This is a genomic window from Ruegeria sp. YTSA168, assembly GCF_059610045.1.
Genome location: NZ_JBXWMW010000004.1, coordinates 362748 through 388659, shown reverse-complemented (window position 1 = coordinate 388659; position 25912 = coordinate 362748). Strand labels below are relative to the sequence as shown.

The window sequence follows — 25912 nt, the reverse complement described above, 5'->3', positions numbered from 1 at the left end:
TGACATTCCAAGGGCAGACAGGTATCGAATCGCAGTTTTTGCGCAAGATTGTGTCCGCATCGGACCTAAATAGCGCAACAATCGGAAATTCAACCCAAGGCTGGAGGTTTCGCATGGCGGGTTATGATGATCGTGATGGCACCATCTGGATGGATGGCAAACTGGTGCCCTGGCGTGAGGCGAACGTGCACATTCTGACCCATGCTATGCACTATGCCTCGTCCGTGTTCGAGGGTGAACGCGCCTATAACGGCAAGATTTTCAAAAGCCGCGAACATTCTGAGCGTCTGATCGCCTCGGCTGAGGCTTTGGATATGCCGATGCACTACTCGGTCGAAGATATCGAAGACGCCAAGGAAGAAACCCTGAAAGCCAGCGGTCTGACGGACGCTTATGTGCGGGCCCTGGTCTGGCGCGGCTCGGGCGAGGATATGGGTGTCGCCTCAGCCAAGAACCCGGTGCGCATGGCCATCGCGGTCTGGCCTTGGGGTGCCTACTATGGCGATGCCAAGATGCAGGGTGCCAAGCTGGACATCGCGGAATGGAAGCGCCCCAGCCCTGAAACCATCCCGGTGCACGCCAAAGCGGCGGGCCTGTACATGATCTGCACGATCTCAAAGCACAAGGCCGAAGCCAAGGGGTGTTCCGACGCGCTGTTCATGGACTGGCGTGGCTATGTGGCCGAGGCAACCGGCGCGAACGTGTTCTTTGTCAAAGATGGTGAGATCCACACCCCACTGGCCGATTGCTTTCTGAACGGCATCACACGTCAGACCGTGATTCAGATGCTGAAAGACAAGGGCCTGACCGTACATGAGCGCCGCATCAAGCCCGAAGAAATGGCGGATTTCGAACAGTGTTGGCTGACCGGCACAGCGGCCGAGGTCACGCCTGTAGGCCAAATCGGTGACTACACGTTTGAGGTGGGCGACATCACGCGTGAGATCGCCGAAGACTATGAGAAACTGGTGCGCGCCTAAGCGATGTTGAAGCATCAGCTCTGAACCCTCGCGTTAAGCGGGGGTTTTTCGTTGCGCATCGTTCAAGTTCTTGTGCAGATCGTTCAGACAGCTGGACGAATGCATGAGCCGTTGTAGGTTACACCCATGCTAGACCTGCTGAGCGATATCCTGACACGCCTGTCCCTAAGGGGAACGTTCTACTTCCGAACCTCTTTCACGCCACCCTTCGGTGTCCAGGTGCCATCCTATCAGAATGTGGCGCGCTTCCACTTCGTGCAACGGGGTGAGTTGAAAGTATTCGTCTCTAACACAGGCGAAACTGTGCGTCTTACGCAAGGCGATCTAATCCTGATCCCCCACGGTTCTGTCCATGCACTGCTATGCAACCAGGTCCAACCGGTCGATGCGTTGCCGCTTGAACAGGTGCTAGAGGAGTCGGGCTACCAGGGGGACGGTGTGCTGGTTTATGGCGGTGAAGAGACCGGGCGTGACACTCAGCTGATCTGCGGTCACTTCTCATTTACAGGTCCGCCGGGGCGCCAAGGTACCGGCCATATGCTGATCGACCGTCTGCCACCTTACATCCTGATCGAGAATTATGGCGAAGAGGCCGGGGCCTGGATCGAAGCCACCCTTCGCATGATCGGGTCTGAGGTTAGCGGTGCGCGGATTGGCGGTGACTTGATCGCACTGAAGCTTTCGGAAGTTCTGTTTGCGCAGGCGATCCGCGCCCATCTTGAACATCAAAGCCCTACGGATTCGGCCCTTGCGGGGTTTGCTGACCCTCGTATCTCGCGCGCTTTGACTGCATTTCATCAAGCGCCCGCGCAAGAGTGGAGCGTTGAGTCTCTGGCGCGTGAGGCGGGGATGTCACGCACGGCCTTCGCGCAGCTTTTTGCTGAGAAGATGGCGACCACACCAATGCAATATCTGACCGATTGGCGCATGCAAATCGCTTGCCATGGCCTGACCGAGGCGCGCTGGAATGTGGCTGATGCGGCGGCAGAGGTTGGATATGCTTCTGAAGCCGCCTTTTCCCGTGTGTTCAAAAAACAGATCGGCTTGTCCCCGGCGGCCTATCGATCGATGCACTGATTGATCAGGTTTCTGAACGATCTGCACGATTTCGCGTACGATCCGGAATTCTGCGACCGAATACCTGCACCTAACTTGGGGCCATACCAACCCAGGAAAAGGAAATCGCAATGTCTGTTCGCTTTGTCACCCGCTCCGTCCACGCATATCTGGACTATCCTGTCGCTATCGCCCTGATGGTGCTGCCCTTCGCGCTTGGACTGGGTCAATCCAATCCACTGGCTTTGTGGCTGTCTGTCGTCACCGGGGCGGCCGCCTTCGTGCTGACTGTCCTGACGGATCACCACCTCGGCATCTGGCGTGTGTTGCCCTACAAATTTCATCTGGCTGTCGATCTGCTGGTCGGCATTACATTCCTGTTTGCACCCAGCATGTTTGGGTTTTCGGGTCTGGACGCAGCATTTTACTGGCTGAACGGGGCTGCAGTTGTCGCGGTTATCTCGCTCAACGCGCCCGAGCAACGCGTAGCCGCCTGAGCATTTATCCACAGGGCTTCATAATATCATCGTGATAGTTTCAAGAAACTGAGCCGCCCGTTTTACAAATGGGCGGCTCACTGCGGCTTACCAATCGCGCGCCTTCGAACAGGTGTCCAGACAGGAGAGCCCCCATGACCAAATTCCTTCGCCCCAACCGCCGCATGTTTCTGGCTGGCAGCACCGCCGTTGCAGCCTCGCTGTCGATGCCAGCGATCAGCCGCGCCGCTTCGCGCCCGGTGTTTACCCATGGCGTTCAGTCGGGCGATGTGGACACAAGCTCTGGCATGATCTGGACCCGTACAGATCGCCCGGCGCGCGTGATGATGGAGGTTTCGACCACCGAGAGCTTTGCTGATGCCCGCCAATTACCGCCAATGGATGCGATCCCAAACAGCGATTTTGCGGTTAAGCGTCTCATTGATGGGCTGCCCTCGGATCAGGATATCTTCTATCGTTTTGTGGCCGCTGATCTGAGCGATATCAACACCATATCAGAGCCTATTATTGGCCAATTCCGCACCGCGCCGACCGCACGGCGCAATATTCGGTTTGCCTGGTCGGGGGATACCGCCGGTCAGGGCTGGGGCATCGATGACGATGGAATGCGCACCTATGCGACCATGAGCCAACACCGGCCCGATTTCTTCATCCATTCTGGCGATACGGTCTATGCCGATGGCCCAATGCAGGACGAGGTTGAAAAAGACGGGCAGGTGATCTGGAAGAACGCCACTCTGATCGATGAGAAACGCAAGGTTGCGGAAACACTGGATGAATTCCGCGCTCAGTGGAAATACAACATGATGGACGAACATGTGCGGGCGATGAATGCGGTATGCCCGACCTTTTTCCAGTGGGATGACCATGAGGTGGTGAACAACTGGTCGGATGCCAAAAACCTGATTTCCGATGACCGGTATTCCGAGAAATCAGTGCATGTTCTGCAATCCCGCGCGGGTCGTGCCTTTCATGAGATGACGCCGCTGCGGATCACACCGGCTGAACCCGGTCGGGTTTATCGCAAGATATCATACGGTCCTATGCTGGACGTGTTCTTCCTAGATCTTCGCAGCTATCGCGGCCCGAACGGCCCGGCGATGGAAGATGAGATCACGGACCAGTCCCGCATTCTGGGCGCGGCACAGTTGGATTGGCTAAAGCGCGAGCTTGCAGCATCACAAGCGACCTGGAAAGTCATCGCCTCGGACATGCCGATTGGCTTGATTGTCTGGGACAACTGGAAAGAACAGGCCGGGGCAGAGGCGATCTCGAACGGTGATAGTGGACCGGCCAAGGGTCGCGAGTTAGAGATTGCCGATCTGCTGCGGTTCATCAAAACCGCAGGCGTCACCAACACTGTCTGGTTCACCGCAGACGTACACTATACTGCGGCGCACTACTACGACCCTAACAAAGCTCAATTCCAGGATTTTGAGCCGTTTTGGGAGTTTGTGTCTGGCCCATTGCACGCCGGAACCTTTGGCCCGAATGCGCTGGATGGCACCTTCGGTCCCGAGGTGAAGTTCGTCAAAGCCCCGGCCGAAGGGCAGGGCGTCAACCTTCCCCCAAGCGCCGGCCTGCAGTTCTTTGGTCTGGTCGACATTGATGGCGCCACGCAACAGATGACGGTGCGCCTGATGGATCGCGCCGATACCGAGCTTTGGTCGGTGACACTGGATCCGCAGGGTCAGTCTATCTGATTTTGTTTCCCCGTGACTTGCGCCCTCGTTGTTTTTCGAGGGCGTTTTTTACTTGAAATAATCGACAAAAATAGTCAGATAAAAGTCAACGCCAGCTTTTTCCTTATCTGGCCATAGGTTTCGGGGCGGTTTGCAGGCTTAGCGCGCAACTTGGTGAGGGCATGCCGCCGCCCCGGAAACGACCGTATATAAGGTTTCGGTATGAGCGTTCCGTTTGAAGAGATCATAACACGGCATGACGCCGCCACCGCATGTGGCTGCAGCTGCTGTGATACTGACTTTTCGGCTTATGTTGAGTGCAAGAAACGCGATCGTGTGATTTCAGAACTGACCGTAGAGCCGTCATTGCCCGAAAGCGCCGCGTGTCGCAGCGGGTCGGTACGCGACTTTTTTGAAAACCTATTACAAAAGCGCGTCGGATAAGGCGGGTATGGGTCTCAGCCAGCCCGCCAATCCTGTACACAATCAGTAGTCGACACCGCGCCGCGCCTTGATGCCAGCCTGAAACGGATGTTTCTCTTCGGTCATTTCGGTGACCAGATCAGCATAGTCGCGCAATGCTTGTGGTGCGTCGCGGCCCGTCAGGAAAACGCTGGTCTTATCCGACCGCGCCTTGAGGCCGTCCAATACGCGTTCATCCGACAGGTATTCATAGCGTAGGGCGATATTAATCTCGTCCAGCACGACCAGATCATAGTCGCCGCTGGCCATCAGCTCACAGGCTTTTTCAAACGCTGCAGTGGCGGCGGCTATGTCACGCTCGCGGTCTTGCGTATCCCAAGTAAAACCTTCGCCCATCGTGTGCCAGGTGACCAGATCGCGGTCTTCAAAGAACCGGCGCTCGCCCGTCTTCCATTTGCCTTTGATGAACTGAACAACGGCAACCTTTTGACCCCAGCCCAGAGCGCGGATCACGACACCAAAGGCTGCCGAGGACTTCCCCTTACCCTTGCCAGTATTGATCAGAACCAGGCCCCGCCCGGGATCGACCGCCTCGGATACTTTCTTGCGGTGCTTGGCCTGCACCTCCTGCATTTTTTCCTTGTGATCCTGCGCTTCGCTCATGGGGCACCCTCATTGATTGTTCCGCCCAACCTAGGCGAAGTTTTTGAAAGGTAAAGATCAGGCTTTGGGGTCCGTGACCGAACGCGCCTTGCCGCGTTCCAGGCCCAGCTGATGCTCACGCCAGATCACGACCACATTGCCCGCAATCACCAGCGTAGCCCCCAGCAGAATGGCCAGTGTTGGCAGTTCATCAAACCAGACATAGCCAATAAAGATGGCAAACAGCATTGTGGTATAGTCATAAGGCGCCAGCATCGAGGCTTGCCCGAACCGATAGGATGAGGTGACCAATATCTGTGCCACCCCGCCAACAAGGCCCATTGTAACCAGTATTAGAGCCTGATCCAGGGTCGGCATTGTCCATCCCCAAAACGCAGTCAACGAGGAGAGTAGCGTCGCGGTCATCGAAAAATAGAACACGATGGCGGCGGGATGGTCGACCTTAACCAGTTGGCGGATATGGATCTGAACAAAGGCGCGGGCCAGCGTTGCGCCCAGGACGCACAGCGCGCCTATGGTTGCTGCCATTTCCATCTGGGTGCTGCCTAGCCGGGGCCAGATCATGATCAGAACGCCCAGCAGCCCCAACGCGACCGCACCAATGCGGATCATGCGAATGCGCTCGCCCAGCATAACGGCCGCCAGAATCAAGGTGAAGATCGGGGTGGCGTAGCCGATCGCGGTAACTTCAGGCAGGGGCAACAGGCTAAGGCCCGTAAAGGTGAGGCCCATAGCGCTGCTGCCCAACACGCCGCGCCAGAAATGACCCATGGGCTTCTTGACAACAAAGCCTTGCGCTAACTCTCCACGCCAGATCAGCCAGGCAATGATCACGGGAATAGCAAAGAGCGAGCGGAAAAACACCAGTTCACCCGGAGGGAAATCCTCGGACAGCGCTTTGACCAGTGCCGACATCGCTGTGAACAGCATCAGCGCGGCCAGTTTCAGACCCACGGCAAGCATGGGTTGATGCGATGTTAAGGATTGTGCCATGTGCCGCGAACCTGCGCCTTTGGCGTGGAAAGATCAACGACGGGATTGTACCAATTATGCAGATTTCCAGTGATCTGGAACGGGGTGGTCGATTTCCTCTGCCAGAGCATCAAGATACCTGAGCATCACTGAAACGCGTTTTGTTGCCAGATCCCGTCCGCCCTGCGTAAGCATGCCGGACGGTAAGTCGAGCAACTTGATTTTCCAATGGTCGATCGCGAATGTCAGATCGTCCAGATCGCGGTTTTCGGCAAATGGATCGTCCAGGTTGTAGAGCTTCCGGTCTAAGGCACCGGACACAGTGAAACACCGGGCAATTCCAATTGCCCCTAGCGCATCGAGGCGATCCGCATCGCGCAGGATGCGGGCGTCGGGCGAGCGAGGCGGGATATTGGCCGAGTAGCTATGAGCTTCGATGGCATGTTGCGTGGCATGGATCGACGGGTCGTCAAAGCCTAAATCGTCCAATATAGACTCTGATATTTGTGCTGATTTACGAGATGCGAGATGTCGGTTCGGATCGTTTTTCGGCAGGTTGACGAGATCGTGCAGATAGCACGCGGCCATAAGAACCTGCATATTGGCCTGGTCATCTGCGATGGCCTGAGCATTGGTCCAGACCCGATCCAGATGCGCCAGATCATGGGCTGGGTCAGCCTGCATACGCTGCGCGACGATGCCGCGTAACCGGGTGCGGAGATCAGCCAATATGGCCACGGTTCTGGCCGATCTGGCCGCGATGCAGCAGCAGGTGATCCAGGATCACGCAGGCCATCATCGCCTCACCCACCGGGACCGCGCGAATGCCGACACAGGGGTCGTGGCGACCCTTGGTGATAATCTCGGTCTCATCGCCTGTTTTGGTGATGGTCTTGCGAGTGGTCAGGATCGACGAGGTCGGTTTGACCGCAAAGCGCACCACGATGTCCTGACCGGTAGAGATGCCACCCAGAATGCCGCCCGCATGGTTCGAGCTGTATTGAGGGCCGTTCTGGCCCATGAAAATCTCATCGGCATTGGCTTCGCCGGTCAGTTCGGCAGCAGCCATGCCTTCGCCGATCTCAACACCTTTGACCGCGTTGATCGACATCATCGCAGCGGCCAGATCCGTGTCTAACTTTGCATAAATCGGTGCGCCCAGCCCGGCAGGGACGCCGCGTGCCACGACTTCGACCACTGCACCGACCGAGTTGCCGGATTTGCGCAGGTCGTCCAGATAGGTTGCCCAAACCTCAGCAGCTTGCGCGTCGGGAGTCCAGAACGGGTTCTGTTCGATCTGCGACCAGTCGAAATTGTCACGGTCGATCTTATGCGGTCCGATCTGGGTCATGTAGCCGGTGATCTGAACATTCGGTGCGATCTGTTTGATAGCTTCACGCGCCAGCCCTCCGGCGGCGACGCGCGAGGCGGTTTCGCGCGCCGAGCTGCGCCCGCCGCCGCGATAGTCGCGGATGCCGTATTTTTGCCAATAGGTGATATCGGCATGGCCTGGGCGAAACTTGTCGATGATATCGCCGTAATCCTTCGAGCGTTGATCGGTGTTCTCGATCATCAGCTGCACCGGCGTTCCGGTGGTCTGGCCTTCGAAAACGCCCGACAGGATCTTGACCTGATCGGGTTCGCGCCGCTGGGTTGTAAATTTGTTCTGCCCCGGTTTGCGCTTGTCGAGCCAGAGTTGGATCATCGCTTCGTCGATTGTCACACCCGGAGGGCAGCCATCGACAGTGGCACCCAATGCGGGCCCGTGGCTTTCACCCCAGGTGGTGACGCGGAAAAGGTGTCCAAAGCTGTTCATCGACATGGGGCGTGCTCCTTTGTGGGTTGTGATTAGCGGGGTGAGCCTTTGGCCTCAAGCGGATTTAGGGAAACGGGGAGGGGGCCAGCCCCCTCTTGAGCCTCTGGCTCAATTCACCCCCGAGGTATTTTTGAACAGAAGAAGGGATCAGGTTTCCGCTTTCAGGGATTGGCGGGTTTTGGTGATCTCAAGCGCGGCCTGAGCCGCCTCGCGGCCTTTTTGCACGAAGTGGTCACGATAGATGGCGTTGTGGTGATCGGTTTCCTGATACTGATGGGGTGTCAATGAGACCGACAGAACGGGGATGCCGGTATCCAGCCCGGCGCGCATCAGGCCATCAACCACGGCTTGGGCTACGAAATCGTGCCGGTAGATGCCTCCATCCACCACAAAGGCCGCGCAGGCGATTGCAGCGTAGCGTCCGGTTTGGGCTAGATCGCGGGCCAGCAGGGGCATTTCGAACGCGCCGGGCGCGTCGAAGACATCGACTTGGTCGACAGGGATGAGTTGCACAAACCCATCCAGCGCACGGTCGACAATATCGGAGTGCCAGTTGGCTTTGATGAAAGCATATCGGGTGTGTGTCATTCGGACCTCCTGAGTTACAGACACGTCACCCAAGGCGATCACGAGCAGGCGCGCCGCTGAGCGGCACGATGCACGTTCTCTTTCATCCGGACTGTAACCGTCGGCTCTGGCCTCTCACCAGATCTGCTGACACCCTTTTCGTGGTTCCACAATTTGTCCGAAAACCGGTTCCCACTTTTCGGATCGTGGACACTGCGGGGCCGCTCGCGGGCTTACGGATCATTGCCCGCATACCGCCGGTGGGGAATTTCGCCCCGCCCTGAGAACATGCAGGACCTTGCATAGAACCCACCTGATCTGCAAGAGATTTGACAGGAGGAGTTCCATGCATCCCAATCCCGCATTTCGTGCCGAAGACCGAGCCCGACATATCACCTTTGCCCGTGACCGTGGCTTTGGCGTTTTGGCTGTGTCAGGCGATGCCGCGCCGATCATGAGTCATGTCCCGTTTTTGCTGGATAAGACGGGTGAGCTGGTCGAGTTGCATCTGGTGCGTTCGAATCCGATTGTCAGGCTTTTGAAGCAATCACGCGCGGTGCGGATCGCTGTGACGGGCCCGGATGCGTATATCTCGCCCGACTGGTATGAGGTGGATGATCAAGTGCCCACCTGGAACTATGTGGCGGTTCATCTGATTGGGCGTCTTGAGTTGCGCCCGCAGGAGGAATTGTTGGATCTGCTGAACCGGCAATCTGCGTTTTACGAACAGAAGCTGCTGCCGAAACCCCCTTGGGTCACGGGTAAGATGTCAGAGGTTGCTTTGGCCCGGATGATGCGGATGATTGTGCCTTGCCAGATGCAGGTTGAAGATATTCAAGGCACATGGAAACTGGGTCAGAACAAGCCCGATGAGGTGCGGCGCGCTGCGGCGGACCAGGTGGCGACCGGTTTTGGCGCTGAAACTGATCAGCTGGCCGCGCTGATGCGCGAGGTGTAGAAGGCCCTGTTTAGAGCCTACTTTTTCTCAAAAAACAGGATCACCTCGCCGATGCGGACTCCAAAGCGCGAAACATAGGCGCGGTTTAGCAGGCGGTCATCCTCCAGCAGCCACATCCAGTCATCGAACTTGACGCGCATGGTGCCATCTTTGATGGGCAGATCGATCTTGTATTTCCAGTTGAACGTATCGCCCCGCTCGATCCCTTCGGCAGTGCCAAGCACACCGGGCGCTGTTCCGGTCCATGTATCCTGGCCGGTTTTGGTCAGGGTCCAGATACGCTGCTCGGTTGCGCCGTCGTCATAGAGGAAATCTTCGACCAAGGTCAGCGTTTCTCCGTCCCAGGTGCCGTCGATGTCAACGGTGAAACGACGCGGGACATTGCCGAGGATGTCCTGAAACTGACCATAAGCGACGGTTTTGCCTTTGAAAAACTCCTCTAGGTTCAATTCGCGGTCCGACAGGAAGGTCTTTGGCACGCGGGGCTTGGCCGAGCAGGCAGCCAGAACCAAAAGGCAAGTGATGGCGGCAAAGGTGATGACAAAGCGGGCGCGGATCATTGCAGTGGTCTTTCCGCAGCTTTGGCATCATAGCCGTTTACGCCGTTCAAATGCGCAGTCTTGACCTCGGGTGCGGGGCGCATGGTTGCGACCAGCTCGGCCACTTTGATGCCGAATTTGCGCATCTCTGAGCGGTTCATGATCGCGCCATTTTCGGTCAGGTACATCCAGTCGGTTACATCCAGTGTGTGCCCACCCGCGTCTTCGGGCAGGATAATCCGATAGGTCAGTTTGACGGTCGAGCCGGAGATTTCTCCCTTACCTTCACCGACGATGTCATCCGCCGTGGCAATGAACGTGTTGCCGGTGCCCAGCGTCAGATACCATTTACGGGTCATTTGTTTGCCGTTGGAATAGGTGAACCACTCGGCCAAAGTGCCCGAGTTGCCATCCCATTCGCCGACCATGCGCGCCACGAAGCTGTTCGACATCTTGCCATTCGGGCCATAGATCAGGCCTTCGGACAGGATTTCGCCATTCAAGTGCTTTTTTAGCGAGAAGATGGGACCCGTCCCCGCATAATCGGCTGGCGATTGTGAGCGGAAGCTGAGAAATCGCCCCTTGGCCGCTAGAACAGCGAGGATGGCGATCAGAAACACAATAAGTGTATTCATTTGGCTGTAACCTCCGTGGGCAGGGTCAGAACCATCCCGAATGCGCCAAGCTTGAGGATGCAAGGCAGTACGGCATAGGCGAGGTTGAGTGTTTTCAAAGCCTCGACACTATTGGTTTGACCGGGTGTAAAGCCGCTGCGCTCGAGCAGTGGCAGAGTGAAAAAGGCAGCGAGCGCGAGGCCCAGCTTGCCGGCAAAAGACCAGATGCCAAACGCGGCCGAGGCGTTCAGCCCCGCGCGCGTCAGCACAACGGAAAACATGGCGGGCAGGACGACCATATCCGCCCCAAGCGCGGCACCGGACGCGACGCAGATGATGGCGAAGCCGACCAAAGCGCCGGCGTCCAGGCTGGCCGCTCCGATAAACCCTGCGATGGACAGGGGCATGGCGATCATCAGGGTCTTTTTCGGGCCGATCCGGTTGCTGAGTTTGGCCCAAAGCGGCACGCTTGCGCCTGCGCTGAGGAAGAACAGGATCAAAAGCGGCCCTGCTTTTCCGGGCAGTTGCAGGCGATCTTCGACAAAGAACAGGAACAAGGTGGATGTGATGGCGACCGGCAGGCTATTGACCAGTGCCAATGCCAGCAGGCGCAGTGCTCCGGCCTGCCCAAGTCCGGCAAAAGACAAGCCCTGACCAGTGATCGGCGTGCGCCGCCAGATCGGGATGGTCAGGATCAGGGTTAGCAACGCCAACAGGCCCAGAAACAGGCCAAAGGCGGGGTATCCTTGTGCGGATGCGCCAAAGGCCACGAACAGGGCCGGGGCGCTCGCGGCGATCACCACTCCGGTTAGTTGCCCACCTTCGCGGTAGGCGGCGAGCGTCATCAACTCTTTGGCATCGGCCTTTTTCGCAAGCGTCGCGCTGCGGCCATACAGAAGGATCGTGCCGAGACTGTAGGCCGAAAACAACAGGATTAGGACCATAACCAGGGTTGCGATGCTGGCGCCTTCAGGTAGTCCAAACAGCATCGGGAAGCCGATGGCCAGTCCCATCGCAGCCAAGGCGGCGAACAAAAGCTGCCCGCCCGGCCAGCGGTCGATGGCCCAGCCTATCAGCGGGTCCTGAACCAGATCGACCAGCCGAATGACCAGAAGGACCGTACCAATCACCCCAAGACCAATGCCCAGGTTCACCGCCGCAAAGCGCGGCAGGTGAATGTAAAGCGGGATACCCGCCGCAGCGAGCATCAGCGCGTAAAGGCTGACACGTGGGTACAGCATCACTGGCCTTTCAAACTTTGTGTAAAGCTGGCCGAGCGGGTGTTGTTACCCAGAAAGATCGACATGAAGGACTTCTTGATGTCGTCGCTTGCCAACGTGCAGGTCTGGGTGCCATTCCGCCAGAAACCGACTTTATTGGGCCCTTCCGAGATCGCCAGATAGCTGTCGCCTTTGCTGACAGCCTGAAAGCAGGTTTCAAGCTGCACCTGCGTGGGCTGCGGATTGCCCTGACGGGCCATTTCTTCCAGCGTCGACTCGACCAGCGCTTTTTGTTTCAGGTTTTTGCGGTAAGTCAGTTGCAGGCCAAAATCCTCGCTCCAATTGAACGCGGCCCCGCCTGGTGTGTAGAGCTTCGCGTCATAGAGAGGCAGGCCGAGAAACCGAAAGGTCCCGCTGCCGATCTGCTTGGGGTCTTGCAACTCGCTCGACAGCGGATCAGCCGCCAGCCCACCGGGGGCCAGCAGCGTCAAGGACAGAAGCCCAGCGCGCCAGAGACGCCTATTCAGCTGCAACAGCAGGGATGGCTGGGTCTTGTTCCAAAGTGCCATGGTCAGCTCCGATCGTTTGCGGGGTGCCTTTGATGCGATCCACAACATGCATCGCGCTGGCAATCCCGTCTTCGTGAAACCCGTGCCGGTTATAGGCTCCGGCGAACCAGGTCCGGTTCTGTCCCTGCATCTCGCGGATTTGCCCTTGTGCTTTCAGGGCGGCCTTGTCGAACACCGGGTGCGCAAATTCGACCCGGTCATAGATTTTATCCGCGGGAATCTCTGACGACGCGTTCAGCGTCACGAACAGCGGATCGCTGTCCGGAATGTTCTGCAGCCGGTTCATCCAGTAGGTGACACCAACATTCCCGGCTTGCGAGCGATAGGTCCAGCTGGACCAGCAAGCACGGCGTTTCGGCATTTGGCCGGGATCGCAATGCAGAATGGCGTTGTTCGGCTGATACCGGATCGCCTCAAGCGCAGCAGCCTCAGCCGTGGTGGCGTTTGCGCCCAGAATGGCGCGGGACTGGTCAGAATGGGTGGCTAGAATGATCTCATCAAACTGGTCGGTGAGTCCCTGGCTTGCCACCGTAACGCCCATGTCGCCGCGCTCAACGTGATCGACCGGAGAACCCAGCCGGATTTCGCAGCCCCGTTCGCGCAGCGCGGCGTCGATGCGACGCACATATTCGATGCTGCCACCTTTGACCGTATACCACTGATGCTGATTGGCCCGGCCACTGGCCAGCAAAGCATGATTGCGGAAGAATTGTACCAGCGAGCGCGCCGGGAACTGATCCACGAACTCCACCGGGGTTGACCAGATCGCGCCGCACATCGGCATCAGATAGTTGTGGCGGAACCAGTGGCCCAAACGCAGTTGATCCACCAGCTCTCCGATTGTTGTGTCATCATCTTTGGCGACCTCAGGGGCCTCTTTGCCAAAGCGCAGGATGTCGGCGATCATCTTGTAGTAGGCAGGGCGCGCCAGATTGCGCTTTTGCGCAGTCAGTGTGCGCAGGTTGTTCAGACCGTATTCGATGCGGCCATTATCGATGGTTGCGCCAAAGCTCATCTCGGATTTGGTGACCGGCACGTTCAACTCGTCGAACAGCTTGGTCAGGTACGGATAAGTCGCGTAGTTAAAAACGATGAACCCGGTATCGACCGGTTGATCGCCGTTTTTTCCCGCCATGACGGTGCGGGCATGCCCGCCCAGCCGGGGCTCGGCCTCATAAATAGTGATGTCGTGGTCTTCTGACAGATAATAGGCTGCGGATAGACCGGAAATGCCTGCACCTACGATTGCGATTTTCTTGCGCTCGCCTCGCGTTTCGTCGAACATGTGATCCCCTTAGTGCGACATTTTACAAGGGGATACGTAGCAGGTTTCATGTCGGATCAATCAGATTAGATTATTTTCGATGTTGCTCTATATTGTGACGTCTGCGTCGAATTTCCTGTATGGCGGCGTGATCCAGCATCCGTGCCCGCCCGTAAAAGCACTATCAGAACACAATACGGCCCAGACATGAGCAGCTTTGACGGAAAAACCTATTGGATCGTGGGCGCTAGCGAAGGGCTCGGCCGTGCGTTGGCCGAGGGGCTCAGCCGTAAAGGCGCACATCTGGTCCTTTCGGCGCGCAATGCGGATCGGCTGGACGATATTTGCGCAAGCCTGCCCAACGCACGCGCGGTGCCTTTTGATGTCACCGATCTGGATGCGGTGCGCCGTGCCGTGGGCGATGCCGGAGAGGTCGACGGGCTGGTTTACAATGCCGGAGCCTATGAGCCGATGCGCAGCGCCGATTGGGAGACCGAGGCGGTACTGGCCATGACCGATGTGAACTATACCGGAGCGTTGCGGGTTCTGGGTGAGACGGTGCCGTCCTTCGTGCGCGCCGGTCGCGGCGATATCACTCTGATCGGGTCTCTGTCAGGCTATCGCGGATTGCCTGCGGCTGTGGGCTATGCGGCCAGCAAGGCGGCTTTGGTGTCGCTGGCAGAAACCATGCGCTTTGATCTGGCGGGCACAGGGGTCACGGTGCGTATCGTCAATCCAGGTTTCATCAAGACCCGCCTGACCGAGAAGAACAATTTCAAGATGCCGATGTTGATGACGGCTGAGGACGCTGCAGATCGTGTGATCAAAGCGATGTCGCGTCGTCGTTTCCGTACCGATTTCCCGGCCCCGTTTTCGTGGGTCATCCGGTTGCTGGACTATCTGCCGGATTGGTTGATCTACCGCGGTAAATAGCGTTAATCCACGGTCAGCCGCACGTCAGGCGTAGGATTACCCCGGTTTCATCCACAAACACATTCAGTCTGTCGATGCGATAATCCTGCGTTGCAATGTCGTTGGGCCCCAGCACGCGGCTGCGTTCGGGCAGATCGGCCTGAATGGTTGAAACCTGCTGGCCAATCGTTTCGGTAAAGGGATCGCCCTGGCAAAAAGCCAGATCGACCGGTGCCGCCTCTGGCTCGATTGGAGGTTCTTCGGAGACCGGCGGCTCGGAACAGGCGGCGAGAAGGAACAGGATTGGAATAAATCGGTGCATTGGCGTTCCCCGTTCGGGCAATGTCGTTTCTGTATTTTCAATTATTTGAACAGTCTGGCATGAATGCACGGTTGAAAAAACCCCGGACTTGACGCAGGGTCGAGGCAAATAGAACAGGGAGAACATTACTATGCGCACCCGTGCAGCCGTTGCTGTTCAGGCTGGTAAGCCTTTAGAAGTTATGGATGTGAACCTCGAAGGCCCCAAGGCGGGCGAGGTTCTGGTTGAGATCAAGGCCACCGGCATTTGCCACACCGATGAGTTCACCCTGTCGGGTGCGGATCCCGAGGGCTTGTTTCCGGCCATCCTGGGTCATGAAGGCGCAGGCGTGGTGGTCGAGGTCGGCCCCGGTGTGACCAGTCTGAAGCCCGGTGATCATGTGATCCCGCTCTACACCCCGGAATGCCGCGAATGCGAGTACTGTCTGCATCCCAAGACTAACCTGTGTCAGGCGATCCGCGAAACTCAAGGTAAAGGGCTGATGCCCGACGGAACCTCACGGTTCTCGACCCTGGATGGCGATCCGATCCTGCACTACATGGGCTGCTCGACCTTCGCGAACCACACGGTTCTGCCGGAAATCGCGCTGGCCAAAGTGCGCGAGGACGCGCCGTTCGACAAGATTTGCTATATCGGTTGCGGCGTGACCACCGGCATCGGAGCGGTGATCAACACTGCCAAGGTCGAACTGGGCAGCCGTGCCATTGTGTTCGGACTGGGGGGCATCGGTCTGAACGTGATCCAGGGCCTGCGTCTGGCCGGTGCCGATCAGATCGTCGGTGTCGATCTGAACCCATCGAAGGTGGAAATGGCCACCAAGTTCGGCATGACCGATTTCGTCAACCCGAAAGAGGTCGAAGGCGATCTGGTGCCCTATCTGGTCAATCTGACCAAGGGCGGTGCGGATTACACATTCGACGCCACAGGTAATGTGGGCGTGATGCGCGACGCGCTGGAATCTGCGCATAAGGGCTGGGGTGAATCGATCATCATCGGCGTGGCCCCTGCGGGTGCCGAGATCTCGACTCGTCCGTTCCAACTGGTCACCGGCCGCTCGTGGCGCGGCACGGCCTTTGGCGGCGCGCGGGGCCGGACAGATGTGCCCAAGATCGTTGACTGGTACATGGATGGCAAGATCGAGATCGACCCGATGATCACCCACACCATGGGTCTGGATGACATCAACCACGGCTTCGACCTGATGCATAAGGGTGAGAGCATCCGGTCGGTGGTGGTTTACTAAGACACCACGCTTATTAATCTTGACAACGGCGCGCGGGTTGGCGCGCCGTTCTTCATTCCCCCGGTCGTGACGCACCCGTATCCGACCGAGGTGAGCGAACCCGCAGAACCGGAGTGTTCACGGACGTGGTGTTGGATCGGCTTTCCCGCCAAACCACAAAAACACCAGACGCGATGATGATACTTGCGCCGACGGCGACCCAGCCGTCTGGGCGCTCGCCAAAGAAGAGCATACCGAACAAAGTGGCCCAGATGATCTGGCTGTACTGGCTGGGTGCAACCACTCCGGCAGGCGCGGCACGGTAGGCGAGTATGATCAGGTGCTGGGCGATGACCGAGAACACGCCGACCAGCGCCATCATCGCAAGATGCAGCAGCGAAGGCGGTTGATAGACAGCGGGTTGCATCAGGCTCATGACCACAATGGCCAGCAGCATGGGATACAGGATCAGGACAGCGGATCGTTCCTCATTCCCGATCTTACGCACCAGAACAGACCCAAACGCGCTACAAAACGCGGCGGTCAGCGCGGCCAGGTGGCCCAGAGTGATGTCCGTTGAACCGGGGCGTAGAACGATCAGAACCCCAATCAGGCCGACGCCTACGGCGGCCCAGCGCTGGGCGCGGACGACCTCTCCCAATATCGGGATCGACAGAACGGTGACGATCAGTGGGAAGGAAAACAGCAGCGAATAGACCTCGGCCAGTGGAAGCACCGAAAAGGCGTAGAAGGCACAGACCATGGCCGTGACCATCAGAGTTGACCGCAACAGCACCAGCCAGGGGTGGTGCGGTAAGAAGTTCCCGGTGGTTCGGTCGGTCAGGATCGTCACCGCCATGGGGACAAAGGAGAACAGAGTGGCGAAAAAGATGATCTGCATCACCGAATAGGTTCCGCCCAGCACCTTGATCAGTGCGTCATGCGTAGCAAATACCGCGAATCCAAGAAACGCGTAACCAAGTCCCCGAAGGGTGGTGTTCTGAGTGCTCATCACTGTGGCCTCGGGTGATGTTGGTGTGGTGGCACAATGCCGCGCAGCGCAATGTGGGCTGTCTGCCCCTGAGTAAACCCAATTGGCCAGCCCGCATAGTCCCTATTTTACCGCTAACAGTGCAAAGCCGCCATGCCGAGGGATCAACGCAGGATCGGCGGCGCATCCTTGGGCTGACGCGCCGATTGCACCCCTGCCTTCATCCCCACCCCGATGCGTCGCGCCAGAGCGACCCAGGGCGTTGCGGTTTCGGATGGCAGCGTCTGGGTTGCGACCTCTTCGAACAGATCCAGCCAATGGGCGAACATGTCGGGCTGAACTGCCGGCCTTTCGATATGAACCCGCTGCGGATTGCCATCATACCCGCGCTCAAACAAGATTGCGTTGCGCCAGAATGAGGCGATCTTTTCCTCATGCGCGGGCCAGTCATCGACATGTTGCGCAAAAACGGGACCCAGCACCGGGTCGATTCGGACACGGGCATAGAAGGCGCGGACTTGCACATTGATCTGATCAGGCGTGGCCGGAAAACGCGGCGGCAGGACGGGTCGGGTCATAGTGTTTTGGTCCTAACCAGAATCCCGGCGGTTCTACAGGCGTGGTTTTGTCGCGCTTATCCTTACGGCCAATGGCGACAGGCGATTTGCGCAGGAATCGGGTCGCGCGGCGTGGTCATGATTGGGCATGGTCCGGAAAACTGGAGGATTGATATGTTCAAAATCACTGCATTGCCCACTGACGAAGTCCGCACCCTGCAGCAGGGTGGTCCGGATGCCTATGGAGCCACGTCAGAGCACGCTGTTTCAACCGGCGCAGGCAATCCCTGCCGTCATTGTCTGCAAAACATACCCGAAGGCGCGCCGATGCTGGTTCTGGCGCACAGGCCCTTTGCCGCAACGCATCCTTATGCGGAAACCGGGCCGATATTTTTGTGTGCCGAACCCTGCGAGCGCTATGAAGGGGATGAATTGCCCGAGATTCTGACCAGCTCTCCTGACTATCTGATCAAGGGATACGGGCAGGATGACCGGATCGTTTATGGCACCGGAGCGATCACCCCCACGGATCAGATTGGTGCAAAGGTCAAAGATATCTTTGACCGTCCCGATGTGGCCTATATCCACGTCCGATCTGCGCGCAACAACTGCTATCAAGCGCGGATAGACCGGGGCTAAGGGCGGGTTCTAAGCCGCGCTTAGGACGTTCGAGCCTGAGACGAGGTCAGGGCAAGGAACACATCCTCAAGGTCAGCCTCCTCTGTGCGCACATCACGGATGCGGATACCCGCGGCACGAACGGATTCCAAAACCTGCTCGGCGCTGGTCTGGGCGCTGCGATACTGCAATAGCAGGCTGCCATCATCGCGAAGCGAGGCCTCGACCCCGTCAGCCGAGGGCAGATCCGCAACCGAGCTATCGGGTATGATCACCATGGTGCGCCGGTCCATGCGGCCCAGCAAATTGGCGGTGCTGTCCTGGGTGATCTTCTCACCATGGTTGATGATGGCGATCTGATCACACATTTCCTGCGCTTCTTCGAGGTAATGCGTGGTCAGGATGATCGTCATTCCCTGTTCGTTCAGCTTGCGCACGTTGGTCCAAAGCATCTGGCGCAACTCGATATCGACACCGGCCGTGGGTTCATCCAGAACCAGAATCCTGGGGTGATGCACCAGCGCCTTGGCCAGCAGCAACCGCCGCCGCATCCCGCCCGACAGCGTGCGCGCATAAGCCTCGGCCTTGTCGCTGAGGCCGACGAGTTCCAGAATCTCGTCGCTGCGGCGCTGGGCCTTGGGTACGCCATACAGACCGGCCTGCACCTCCAATGCGCCGCGCGGGGTGAAGAACGGGTCCAGGTTCAGCTCTTGCGGCATCACGCCGATGGCGGCGCGGGACTGGCGTGGGTTCTGATCCTGATCGAAGCCCCAGATCGAAACCTTGCCGGAGGTTTTGATCACCAGCCCGGCCAGAATATTGATCAGGGTCGATTTACCCGCGCCGTTCGGGCCCAAAAGCCCAAAGACCGAACCGCTTGGGATGGACAGGTCAATCCCCTTCAATGCGTGCTTCTCGGGCTGACCCTTGCTTGCCCGATAGGTCTTGCGCAGACCTTCGATCCTGATTGCCGCATCGCTCATGTGGCTCTTGCCCCCGGATTGCTCATCGCTCATAAACGCACCTAATGCATGCCCGCGAGGCCGACAACCAGTGAAGGATCGCCAGCCGTGACCATCGAAGCGCCGGAAACCAAGATCGTCGAAACCACCCGTGTCGCCTGTGACGGCGGCGAAGGTGCGCTGGGCCATCCGCGCGTCTGGCTTCAAATCCCCGAAGATACCGGCTGGGTCGAGTGCCCCTATTGCGACTGCAAATATGTTCTGAAAGGCACAGAGCAGGGCTGATTGCTGGCCCAATCGGGTTTCGCCCAAATCTCGCCGTGTTTGTTGTGCTATTGCATTGGTGCAAACAGCGTAGGCGAGCGTGATGACCGACATTGCACCCAATGACTCTGCCAACCCGATTTTCGGTTGGATTGGCTTTTGCATCGCCTCCTTGGCGCTGTTTGCTGCCTTGTTCGTCTTCTGGGCTGGACCCTTCGCGCCGCAGCAATCCACAGGCGTGTCGCTGGGTGAACTGGCGGCTGAAATCGGCAAATCCACCCTGCGATCTGCGGCGGGATTGGAACAGCCCGAGCCTGTTGCCCGCGCACGCGATCTGGATGATTTCCTGCAGATCGGTGTGGCGATGCTGGGTGGTTTGGCGGTTGTTCTGTCGGTCGTTGGTATCCTGCGTCACGAAAAGCGGCGCCCTGCTATCGCCGGGATTGCCGTTGGTATCGGCGCAATCCTGTTTCAGTTCTTCGCCTTCGCGTTTTTTGCCTTCCTCGGCGTGTTGGTCATTATGGCTTTGCTCAACAGCTTTTCGGACGTTTTCAGCGGCCTGTTTGGCGGTTAGCCCAAGTTCAAGACTGGTCACCCGAGCGACCCTGTGGCAGAACCATCTCTGACCGACAGGGAGCGTGCGCATGAGCAATTTCGGAAAAGGGTGTCACCTGCATCTGATCGACGGATCGGCCTTTATTTTCAGGGCCTATCACGCTCTGCCACCGCTGACACGGAAATCCGACGGACTGCCGATTGGCGCGGTGTCGGGCTTTTGCAACATGCTGCAGAAATATGTCGAAGGGAATGATGGCCCGGATGCACCGACCCATGTGGCGGTGATCTTCGATAAGGGCTCTCATACGTTCCGCAATGACATGTATGACCTCTACAAGGCCAACCGCGAGGCGATGCCCGAGGACCTGCGTCCACAGATGCCGCTGACCCGTGAAGCAACAAAGGCCTTCAACATCGCCTGTAAAGAGTTGGAGGGGTATGAGGCCGACGACATCATCGCAACCCTTGCCGTTCAGGCACGCGAGGCTGGGGGCAGGGTGACCATTGTCAGTTCCGACAAGGACCTGATGCAGCTGGTTGGCGATGGCGTGGAAATGCTGGATGCGATGAAGAACAAGCGCATCGACCGCGATGGGGTGATTGAGAAATTTGGTGTCGGCCCCGAACGCGTGGTCGATGTACAGGCGCTGGCCGGGGATTCCGTTGACAACGTGCCGGGCGCGCCGGGGATCGGGGTCAAGACCGCAGCGCTGCTGATCAATGAATATGGCGATCTGGAAACCCTGCTGGACCGCGCAGAAGAGATCAAGCAACCAAAGCGTCGCCAAACGCTGATCGACAAGCGCGACCAGATTGAGCTGTCGAAGAAACTGGTGCAGCTGGACGAAAAGACCCCACTGGATTTCACCCTTGATGACCTTGAGGTAAAGGACCCCGAGCCCGAATCCCTGCTGAGCTTTCTGGCGGAGATGGAGTTCCGCACCCTCACCAAGCGCATTGCCGACAAGCTGGGGGCTGAGGCCCCGACCATCGCAGATGCACCTGCGCCCGAACTTGTGTCTGAGGTTGAGGATGTCCCCTTTGACGCCTCGAAATACGAATGTGTGCGGGATACGGCGGTGCTGCAAACCTGGGTCGACCGGGCCTATGAAACCGGCTGGATCGCCGTTGATACGGAAACCACCGGCCTGAACGAGATGATCGCCGATCTGGTTGGCATATCCTTATGTGTCGAAGCGGGTGAGGCCTGCTATATCCCGCTGACCCATCGCGCCAATGCAACCGATGATCTGTTTGGATCGGACGATCTGGCCGAAGGGCAAATGGCGTTGGATGACGCTCTGGCGATGCTGAAGCCCATGTTCGAGGACCCGTCGATCCTCAAGATCGGGCAGAACATGAAATACGATGCCAAGATCTTTGCGCGCTATGGTATCGAGATAGCCCTCATCGATGACACGATGCTGATGTCCTACGCCATGCATGGCGGTGAGCATGGGCACGGGATGGATACTCTGTCCGAGCGTTATCTGAACCACACGCCGATCCCGATTAAACCGCTTCTGGGCTCGGGCAAATCGGCGATCACCTTCGACAAGGTGCCAATTGATGAGGCCACGGCCTATGCGGCCGAGGATGCGGATATCACGCTGCGCCTGTGGCAATTGTTCAAGCCGCAACTGCATCAGGTTCAGGTGACGACGGTTTATGAAACCCTGGAACGCCCTCTGGTTCCGGTTCTGGCTGAAATGGAGATGCATGGCATCAAGGTGGACCGCGATGTGCTGAGCCGGATGTCGAATGCCTTTGCGCAAAAAATGGCCGGGTTAGAGGCTGAAATTCACGAATTGGCCGGTGAGAACTTCAATGTCGGCTCGCCGGCGCAGTTGGGAGAAATCCTGTTCGACAAGATGGGGCTCGAAGGCGGCAAGAAAGGCAAGACCGGGAAATATTCAACCGGGGCCGATATTCTTGAGGATCTGGCGACCGAGCATGAATTGCCGCGCCGTGTTTTGGACTGGCGGCAGCTGTCCAAGCTGAAATCGACATACACAGACGCGTTGCAAACCCATATCAATCCGGACACGGGCCGCGTGCATACGTCTTATTCGATTACCGGGGCGAATACCGGTCGTCTGGCCTCAACCGATCCGAACCTGCAGAACATTCCGGTGCGCACAGAGGAAGGGCGGCGCATTCGCGAGGCGTTCATTGCGGAACCCGGCAATGTACTGGTCAGTCTCGACTACAGCCAGATCGAACTGCGGATTCTCGCGCATATCGCTGGGATTGATGCGTTGAAACAGGCGTTTGCCGACGGGCTGGACATTCACGCCATGACCGCGTCCGAAATGTTCGATGTCCCGCTGGATGAGATGACGCCGGATATTCGCCGTCAGGCCAAAGCGATCAACTTTGGTGTGATCTACGGCATTTCGGGCTTTGGGCTGGCGCGCAATCTGCGCATTCCGCGGGCCGAGGCGCAGGGGTTTATCGACCGCTATTTCGAACGCTTCCCCGGTATTCGCGCCTACATGGACGACACCATCGCATTTGCGAAAGAGCAGGGCTATGTGCAGACCTTGTTTGGGCGCAAAATCCACACGCCTGAGATCAATGCCAAGGGGCCGCATGCGGGGTTCTCGCGCCGGGCGGCGATCAACGCTCCGATTCAGGGCACCGCTGCGGATGTGATCCGGCGCGCGATGGTGCGTATGCCCGACGCGATTCAAGGGCTGCCCGCCAAGATGCTGTTGCAGGTGCATGACGAATTACTGTTCGAGGTGGCCGAGGAAGGGGTGGACCAGTTGATCGACGCGGCGCGCGATGTGATGGAGGGGGCCTCGGACCCGGCGGTGAAGCTGGACGTGAAGCTGGATGTTGACGCCGGGCGCGGTGCAAACTGGGCCGAGGCACACTAAGGCGCGCCGCTCATCACGCCCGATGGGCCCTCTTCGCGGCGGGTCAGGCCTTGGGCCTGACCAGTCGGTCGACCAGCCGTTTGACACTCGGCCCTAGGGTCACAATGACCGTGAAGGCTATGGGCCAGCAAAAGGCCCAGGCGGCCATCCAATCCCCAAACGTGCCCGGCCCAAATCCGATGGCCTTGACCGTGGCGATCCCGGTCACGATGCAGGACATCAGCCCTGACATGATCAGGCAGAACACAACATGTGACAATCGGGCATGGGTCATCAGTATCATCCGTTCCTTCACCGCGCCAAGCTGTGCGATATTTTCGCAGTAAATACCAGTGTCGGGCGCGTTAGCGCGCCATCCAGCCCAGTGAATCGACAGTGTGTGGCGTCGTTGGGTTGTATTCGGCGCTGACCCATCCGTCGTATCCGCTGTTGTCGATGGCGTCGAACAGGGCGGGAAAGTCGATCGGGCCATCGCCCGGCTCGGACCGGTCCGGGGCGGCTCCGATCTGGGCATGGGTCACGCGGCCCTGATATCGCTGCCATATGGCAAGCGCATCCCCGTGGATCATCTGCGCGTGGAAGCTGTCAAATTGCAGGCCGATATTGAGGCGGTCCACCTGATCCAGAACCTCAGCCGCAAGCGCGTAGTCGTTCAGGAAATAGTCGGGCTGCGACACAGGGTTCAGCGGTTCTATGGTGAACTGCTGATTTGGCGCAAAGTCTGCCGCCCATTGCAGGTTTTGCACAAAACACGTCATCGCCTGCGGCCCGGAGGTGTAGCCTGACATGATATGTATCGTCTGCGGGCGCAGCAGTTCAGCATAGCGCAGGACGCGCCGGATATCGGATTGGAACCGCGCCTCGCCGCCTGGCACAGCCGCATAACCCGGCTGGCCGCCCGTGTAGTTAGGCGGAGGGGCGTTGATCAGAACGAGCTCCAGCCCGTTGGCCAGCAAGGCGCGGCGGGTTTCCTTTGCCGCCAGATCGTAAGGAAACAGAATCTCGACGGCCTTGAACCCGGCGCGCGTGGCGGCTTCGAAACGATCAAGATACGGCAGCTCGGTAAAGAGCAGCGAAAGATTGGCAGCAAATCTGGGCATGAGTGATCCCGTGGTTCGGTGGGCTGACCCTAACGGGCGGGTGAACTTCAGGAAAGAGACTGAAAACGACAGATTGTCGAAAATCGACCAGAACACGACAGGCAAAGTATCAATCTTCAAAGCCACACGGCGAATCATTTTCATGCGCCGTTCCTTATGAAGGTCCGATCCTATGGCGATGAGCCCAGACCCCGTGCGCGGGACCTCTTTATCTGTGCCTGGTGGGCGCGGCTCGGCCTTGCCCGGCAATGGGCTGGCTGTTGCATCCATGCTGACGTGGGCTGCCGGATTTCCGGCGGCTGAGATCCTGTTGCAAAGCTGGCCGCCGGTGGCGTTGTTCGCGGCACGGTTGCTGTTGGCGGTGGCCGTGATGGTGCCGATCTGGATTTTGATCGACGGCTCCGGCCGCGTGTTGCGCGCCAGATGGGGGCACGCGCTGTTTGTGGGTGGCGTTCTGGGTACGGGCATGTTCCTGCTTATTGTCGCGCAGAAACTGACCGACCCGGTGACCGTCGCGCTGATCGCCTCCTGTGCGCCCTTGTTTGCGACCCTGATCGAACTGGCGACCGGCACACGGCGGTTACGGTGGAGATTCGCCGTGGCCGTGATCATCTCGATCATCGGTGGCCTGATTGCGACGAACGCTGTGGCCCCGGCCCAACTGGGATTGGGGGCAACCTGCGCCATACTGGCCACCGGATTGTTCTGCTGGGCCTGTATGGCAACGGCGCGCGACTTCCGGGACCTGAGCCAGACCGGGCGCAGCACGATTACCTTCACAGGTGCGCTGGTCACGTCGCTGGTGCTGTACGCCGTGGCCGTGCAGATTGGGATGCCGGTCGTGCCAGCCACCCCGTTTGATGCGTCGCAGGCGGGGATGCTGGCGATCTATGCGCTGGTGTCGATGGGGCTGAGCCAGGTGTTCTTTGTCGCCTCGATCGAAAGGTTGGGCGTGGCGCTGGCCTCGTTCCACGTCAATATCGCACCGTTTTATGTGATGCTGATCATGGTGATGCTGGGGGACGATTGGAACTGGACCCGCGCGCTGGGAGCAGGGATTGTCGCCATGGCTGTGATTCTGGCGCAGGATCGCAAGGTCGCGCGTATCGCTTAGCCCGGTAGGTCTGACGCTGAGATTAGCGGAAAGAACTGGCCGCCCGACCAGACACCAAACCAATCATCATGCTTGGTGCCAATATCCACGAGTCGGTAGAAGCTTTTGCGGTCAATGCGTGCTTCAAGGTTGTTTCGGATCAATACGTAGGGCGCAGGTTCTTCTGTTTCCGTATCGATGACAATACGGATCGGATGATCCGGTCCGGCAATAGCCGTATCGCCCACATGGGTGGTAAATGTCAGGTCTTGTGACACGCCATCTCCCGTCTGGTCGAAGTCGACGGCAAGAAACGGCGCATCCTCGACGGTGATTCCCACCTTCTCGACCGGGGTCACGAGGTAATACTTGCCGTCTTCTTTCTTAAGAATTGAGGAAAAAAGCTTCACCAACTCGAACCTGTTGATCGGCGACCCTAAATAACTCCAAGAACCATCTTTGGCGATCTTGATGTCCAGATCGCCGCAAAACGGAGGATTCCACAGGTGAACGGGCGGCAGACCCTTGGTTTTGGCCGCTTTGACTGATGCAGCCAAACCATCCGGCGAAGGTTTCACGGGTTTTTGTCCGCTCATTGCTTTTGCCATTTC

The 25912-nt window shown here is 58.3% G+C and carries 29 protein-coding genes and 1 riboswitch; of the genes, 12 read left to right on the top strand and 17 right to left on the bottom strand.

All coding sequences use genetic code 11. The features are described 5' to 3' along the window. Positions 1–113 precede the first annotated feature (113 nt). The 4 genes from AC2FFE_RS11200 to AC2FFE_RS11185 all read left to right on the top strand — a co-directional run bounded on the left by AC2FFE_RS11200 (position 114) and on the right by AC2FFE_RS11185 (position 4236). Positions 114–980, top strand: coding sequence for a branched-chain amino acid aminotransferase (locus tag AC2FFE_RS11200; RefSeq protein ID WP_496818831.1), 867 nt, complete (start codon positions 114–116; stop codon positions 978–980). A gap of 126 nt (positions 981–1106) precedes the next feature. Beyond that, positions 1107–2057 (top strand): AraC family transcriptional regulator, encoded by a 951-nt coding sequence (locus AC2FFE_RS11195; RefSeq protein WP_496846656.1) that lies wholly within the window; start codon positions 1107–1109, stop codon positions 2055–2057. A gap of 110 nt (positions 2058–2167) precedes the next feature. Continuing rightward, positions 2168–2533, top strand: a complete 366-nt coding sequence (locus AC2FFE_RS11190) for an SPW repeat domain-containing protein (RefSeq protein ID WP_496818834.1) — start codon at positions 2168–2170, stop codon at positions 2531–2533. A 134-nt stretch (positions 2534–2667) separates the two neighbouring features. Next, on the top strand, positions 2668–4236 hold the full coding sequence (locus AC2FFE_RS11185) for an alkaline phosphatase D family protein (protein WP_496818835.1): 1569 nt from the start codon (positions 2668–2670) through the stop codon (positions 4234–4236). A 465-nt stretch (positions 4237–4701) separates the two neighbouring features. On the opposite strand, the gene cobO is transcribed toward AC2FFE_RS11185, so the two are convergent. From cobO to AC2FFE_RS11160, 5 genes are all read right to left on the bottom strand, one after another. Beyond that, the gene (cobO, locus tag AC2FFE_RS11180) at positions 4702–5301 is read right to left on the bottom strand and encodes a cob(I)yrinic acid a,c-diamide adenosyltransferase (protein WP_496846655.1); all 600 of its coding nucleotides are present in this window, start codon (positions 5299–5301) and stop codon (positions 4702–4704) included. 57 nt (positions 5302–5358) lie between these two features. Further along, entirely contained in the window at positions 5359–6294 is a 936-nt protein-coding gene (locus tag AC2FFE_RS11175) for a DMT family transporter (RefSeq protein WP_496846654.1), read from the bottom strand. Between the two features lie 54 nt (positions 6295–6348). Continuing rightward, positions 6349–7011: an HD domain-containing protein gene (locus tag AC2FFE_RS11170; protein ID WP_496846653.1), complete on the bottom strand. Its 663-nt coding sequence runs from the start codon at positions 7009–7011 to the stop codon at positions 6349–6351. Continuing rightward, positions 6995–8095 (bottom strand): chorismate synthase, encoded by a 1101-nt coding sequence (aroC, locus tag AC2FFE_RS11165; RefSeq protein WP_496846652.1) that lies wholly within the window; start codon positions 8093–8095, stop codon positions 6995–6997. Before aroC ends, AC2FFE_RS11170 begins: the two co-directional genes overlap by 17 nt. Positions 8096–8236: 141 nt before the next feature. Next, the gene (locus AC2FFE_RS11160; protein WP_496818842.1) at positions 8237–8677 is read right to left on the bottom strand and encodes a 6,7-dimethyl-8-ribityllumazine synthase; all 441 of its coding nucleotides are present in this window, start codon (positions 8675–8677) and stop codon (positions 8237–8239) included. Between the two features lie 70 nt (positions 8678–8747). Next, positions 8748–8948: riboswitch (FMN riboswitch) on the bottom strand. Positions 8949–9002: 54 nt separating this feature from the next. Between AC2FFE_RS11160 and AC2FFE_RS11155 the strand changes: the two genes are divergently transcribed. Then, complete coding sequence (locus AC2FFE_RS11155; protein ID WP_496846651.1) at positions 9003–9614, top strand: FMN-binding negative transcriptional regulator; 612 nt, start codon at positions 9003–9005, stop codon at positions 9612–9614. Between the two features lie 17 nt (positions 9615–9631). Here AC2FFE_RS11155 and AC2FFE_RS11150 read toward each other — a convergent pair whose 3' ends face one another. From AC2FFE_RS11150 to AC2FFE_RS11130, 5 genes are read right to left on the bottom strand one after another with little or no spacing between them, the layout of a single operon-like run. Further along, positions 9632–10174 carry a DUF3833 domain-containing protein gene (locus tag AC2FFE_RS11150; RefSeq protein ID WP_496846650.1) on the bottom strand — a complete coding sequence of 181 codons (543 nt, stop codon included), beginning with the start codon at positions 10172–10174 and terminating at the stop codon, positions 9632–9634. After that, positions 10171–10788 (bottom strand): DUF3833 domain-containing protein, encoded by a 618-nt coding sequence (locus tag AC2FFE_RS11145; RefSeq protein ID WP_496846649.1) that lies wholly within the window; start codon positions 10786–10788, stop codon positions 10171–10173. The genes AC2FFE_RS11150 and AC2FFE_RS11145 overlap by 4 nt, the downstream gene beginning before the upstream one ends. Beyond that, a complete protein-coding gene (locus AC2FFE_RS11140) occupies positions 10785–12008 on the bottom strand; it encodes an MFS transporter (protein ID WP_496846648.1) in 1224 nt (407 codons plus the stop codon). Before AC2FFE_RS11140 ends, AC2FFE_RS11145 begins: the two co-directional genes overlap by 4 nt. Beyond that, positions 12008–12556 carry a hypothetical protein gene (locus tag AC2FFE_RS11135; protein WP_496846647.1) on the bottom strand — a complete coding sequence of 183 codons (549 nt, stop codon included), beginning with the start codon at positions 12554–12556 and terminating at the stop codon, positions 12008–12010. The genes AC2FFE_RS11140 and AC2FFE_RS11135 overlap by 1 nt, the downstream gene beginning before the upstream one ends. Next, entirely contained in the window at positions 12507–13841 is a 1335-nt protein-coding gene (locus AC2FFE_RS11130) for an NAD(P)/FAD-dependent oxidoreductase (RefSeq protein ID WP_496846646.1), read from the bottom strand. The genes AC2FFE_RS11135 and AC2FFE_RS11130 overlap by 50 nt, the downstream gene beginning before the upstream one ends. A 186-nt stretch (positions 13842–14027) precedes the next feature. Here AC2FFE_RS11130 and AC2FFE_RS11125 point away from each other — a divergent pair, with 186 nt between their 5' ends. Then, on the top strand, positions 14028–14753 hold the full coding sequence (locus AC2FFE_RS11125) for an SDR family NAD(P)-dependent oxidoreductase (RefSeq protein ID WP_496818850.1): 726 nt from the start codon (positions 14028–14030) through the stop codon (positions 14751–14753). A gap of 13 nt (positions 14754–14766) precedes the next feature. On the opposite strand, the gene AC2FFE_RS11120 is transcribed toward AC2FFE_RS11125, so the two are convergent. After that, the gene (locus AC2FFE_RS11120) at positions 14767–15054 is read right to left on the bottom strand and encodes an I78 family peptidase inhibitor (protein WP_496818851.1); all 288 of its coding nucleotides are present in this window, start codon (positions 15052–15054) and stop codon (positions 14767–14769) included. Positions 15055–15184: 130 nt separating this feature from the next. Between AC2FFE_RS11120 and AC2FFE_RS11115 the strand changes: the two genes are divergently transcribed. Beyond that, positions 15185–16297: an S-(hydroxymethyl)glutathione dehydrogenase/class III alcohol dehydrogenase gene (locus AC2FFE_RS11115; RefSeq protein ID WP_496818852.1), complete on the top strand. Its 1113-nt coding sequence runs from the start codon at positions 15185–15187 to the stop codon at positions 16295–16297. Between the two features lie 52 nt (positions 16298–16349). On the opposite strand, the gene AC2FFE_RS11110 is transcribed toward AC2FFE_RS11115, so the two are convergent. Next, on the bottom strand, positions 16350–17288 hold the full coding sequence (locus AC2FFE_RS11110; RefSeq protein ID WP_496818853.1) for a DMT family transporter: 939 nt from the start codon (positions 17286–17288) through the stop codon (positions 16350–16352). Positions 17289–17431: 143 nt separating this feature from the next. Continuing rightward, entirely contained in the window at positions 17432–17845 is a 414-nt protein-coding gene (locus AC2FFE_RS11105; protein ID WP_496818854.1) for a group III truncated hemoglobin, read from the bottom strand. A 153-nt stretch (positions 17846–17998) separates the two neighbouring features. Between AC2FFE_RS11105 and AC2FFE_RS11100 the strand changes: the two genes are divergently transcribed. Then, positions 17999–18463: a DUF1203 domain-containing protein gene (locus AC2FFE_RS11100; protein WP_496818855.1), complete on the top strand. Its 465-nt coding sequence runs from the start codon at positions 17999–18001 to the stop codon at positions 18461–18463. Between the two features lie 20 nt (positions 18464–18483). Here the strand turns inward: AC2FFE_RS11100 and AC2FFE_RS11095 are convergent, their stop codons facing one another. After that, positions 18484–19425 carry an ABC transporter ATP-binding protein gene (locus AC2FFE_RS11095; RefSeq protein WP_496819249.1) on the bottom strand — a complete coding sequence of 314 codons (942 nt, stop codon included), beginning with the start codon at positions 19423–19425 and terminating at the stop codon, positions 18484–18486. Positions 19426–19512: 87 nt separating this feature from the next. Between AC2FFE_RS11095 and AC2FFE_RS11090 the strand changes: the two genes are divergently transcribed. From AC2FFE_RS11090 to polA, 3 genes are all read left to right on the top strand, one after another. Further along, entirely contained in the window at positions 19513–19689 is a 177-nt protein-coding gene (locus AC2FFE_RS11090; RefSeq protein ID WP_170533977.1) for a zinc-finger domain-containing protein, read from the top strand. Positions 19690–19771: 82 nt separating this feature from the next. After that, complete coding sequence (locus AC2FFE_RS11085; RefSeq protein WP_496846645.1) at positions 19772–20242, top strand: hypothetical protein; 471 nt, start codon at positions 19772–19774, stop codon at positions 20240–20242. A gap of 70 nt (positions 20243–20312) precedes the next feature. Next, the gene (gene polA, locus AC2FFE_RS11080) at positions 20313–23108 is read left to right on the top strand and encodes a DNA polymerase I (RefSeq protein WP_496846644.1); all 2796 of its coding nucleotides are present in this window, start codon (positions 20313–20315) and stop codon (positions 23106–23108) included. A 43-nt stretch (positions 23109–23151) separates the two neighbouring features. Here the strand turns inward: polA and AC2FFE_RS11075 are convergent, their stop codons facing one another. Beyond that, complete coding sequence (locus AC2FFE_RS11075) at positions 23152–23382, bottom strand: DUF2798 domain-containing protein (protein ID WP_496818859.1); 231 nt, start codon at positions 23380–23382, stop codon at positions 23152–23154. 70 nt (positions 23383–23452) lie between these two features. After that, positions 23453–24208 (bottom strand): hydroxypyruvate isomerase family protein, encoded by a 756-nt coding sequence (locus AC2FFE_RS11070; RefSeq protein WP_496819250.1) that lies wholly within the window; start codon positions 24206–24208, stop codon positions 23453–23455. Positions 24209–24380: 172 nt separating this feature from the next. Here AC2FFE_RS11070 and AC2FFE_RS11065 point away from each other — a divergent pair, with 172 nt between their 5' ends. Then, positions 24381–25322, top strand: coding sequence for a DMT family transporter (locus tag AC2FFE_RS11065; RefSeq protein WP_496846643.1), 942 nt, complete (start codon positions 24381–24383; stop codon positions 25320–25322). Here the strand turns inward: AC2FFE_RS11065 and AC2FFE_RS11060 are convergent. Then, positions 25319–25897 carry a DUF1285 domain-containing protein gene (locus AC2FFE_RS11060; protein WP_496846642.1) on the bottom strand — a complete coding sequence of 193 codons (579 nt, stop codon included), beginning with the start codon at positions 25895–25897 and terminating at the stop codon, positions 25319–25321. The genes AC2FFE_RS11065 and AC2FFE_RS11060 overlap by 4 nt on opposite strands. Positions 25898–25912: the final 15 nt, after the last annotated feature.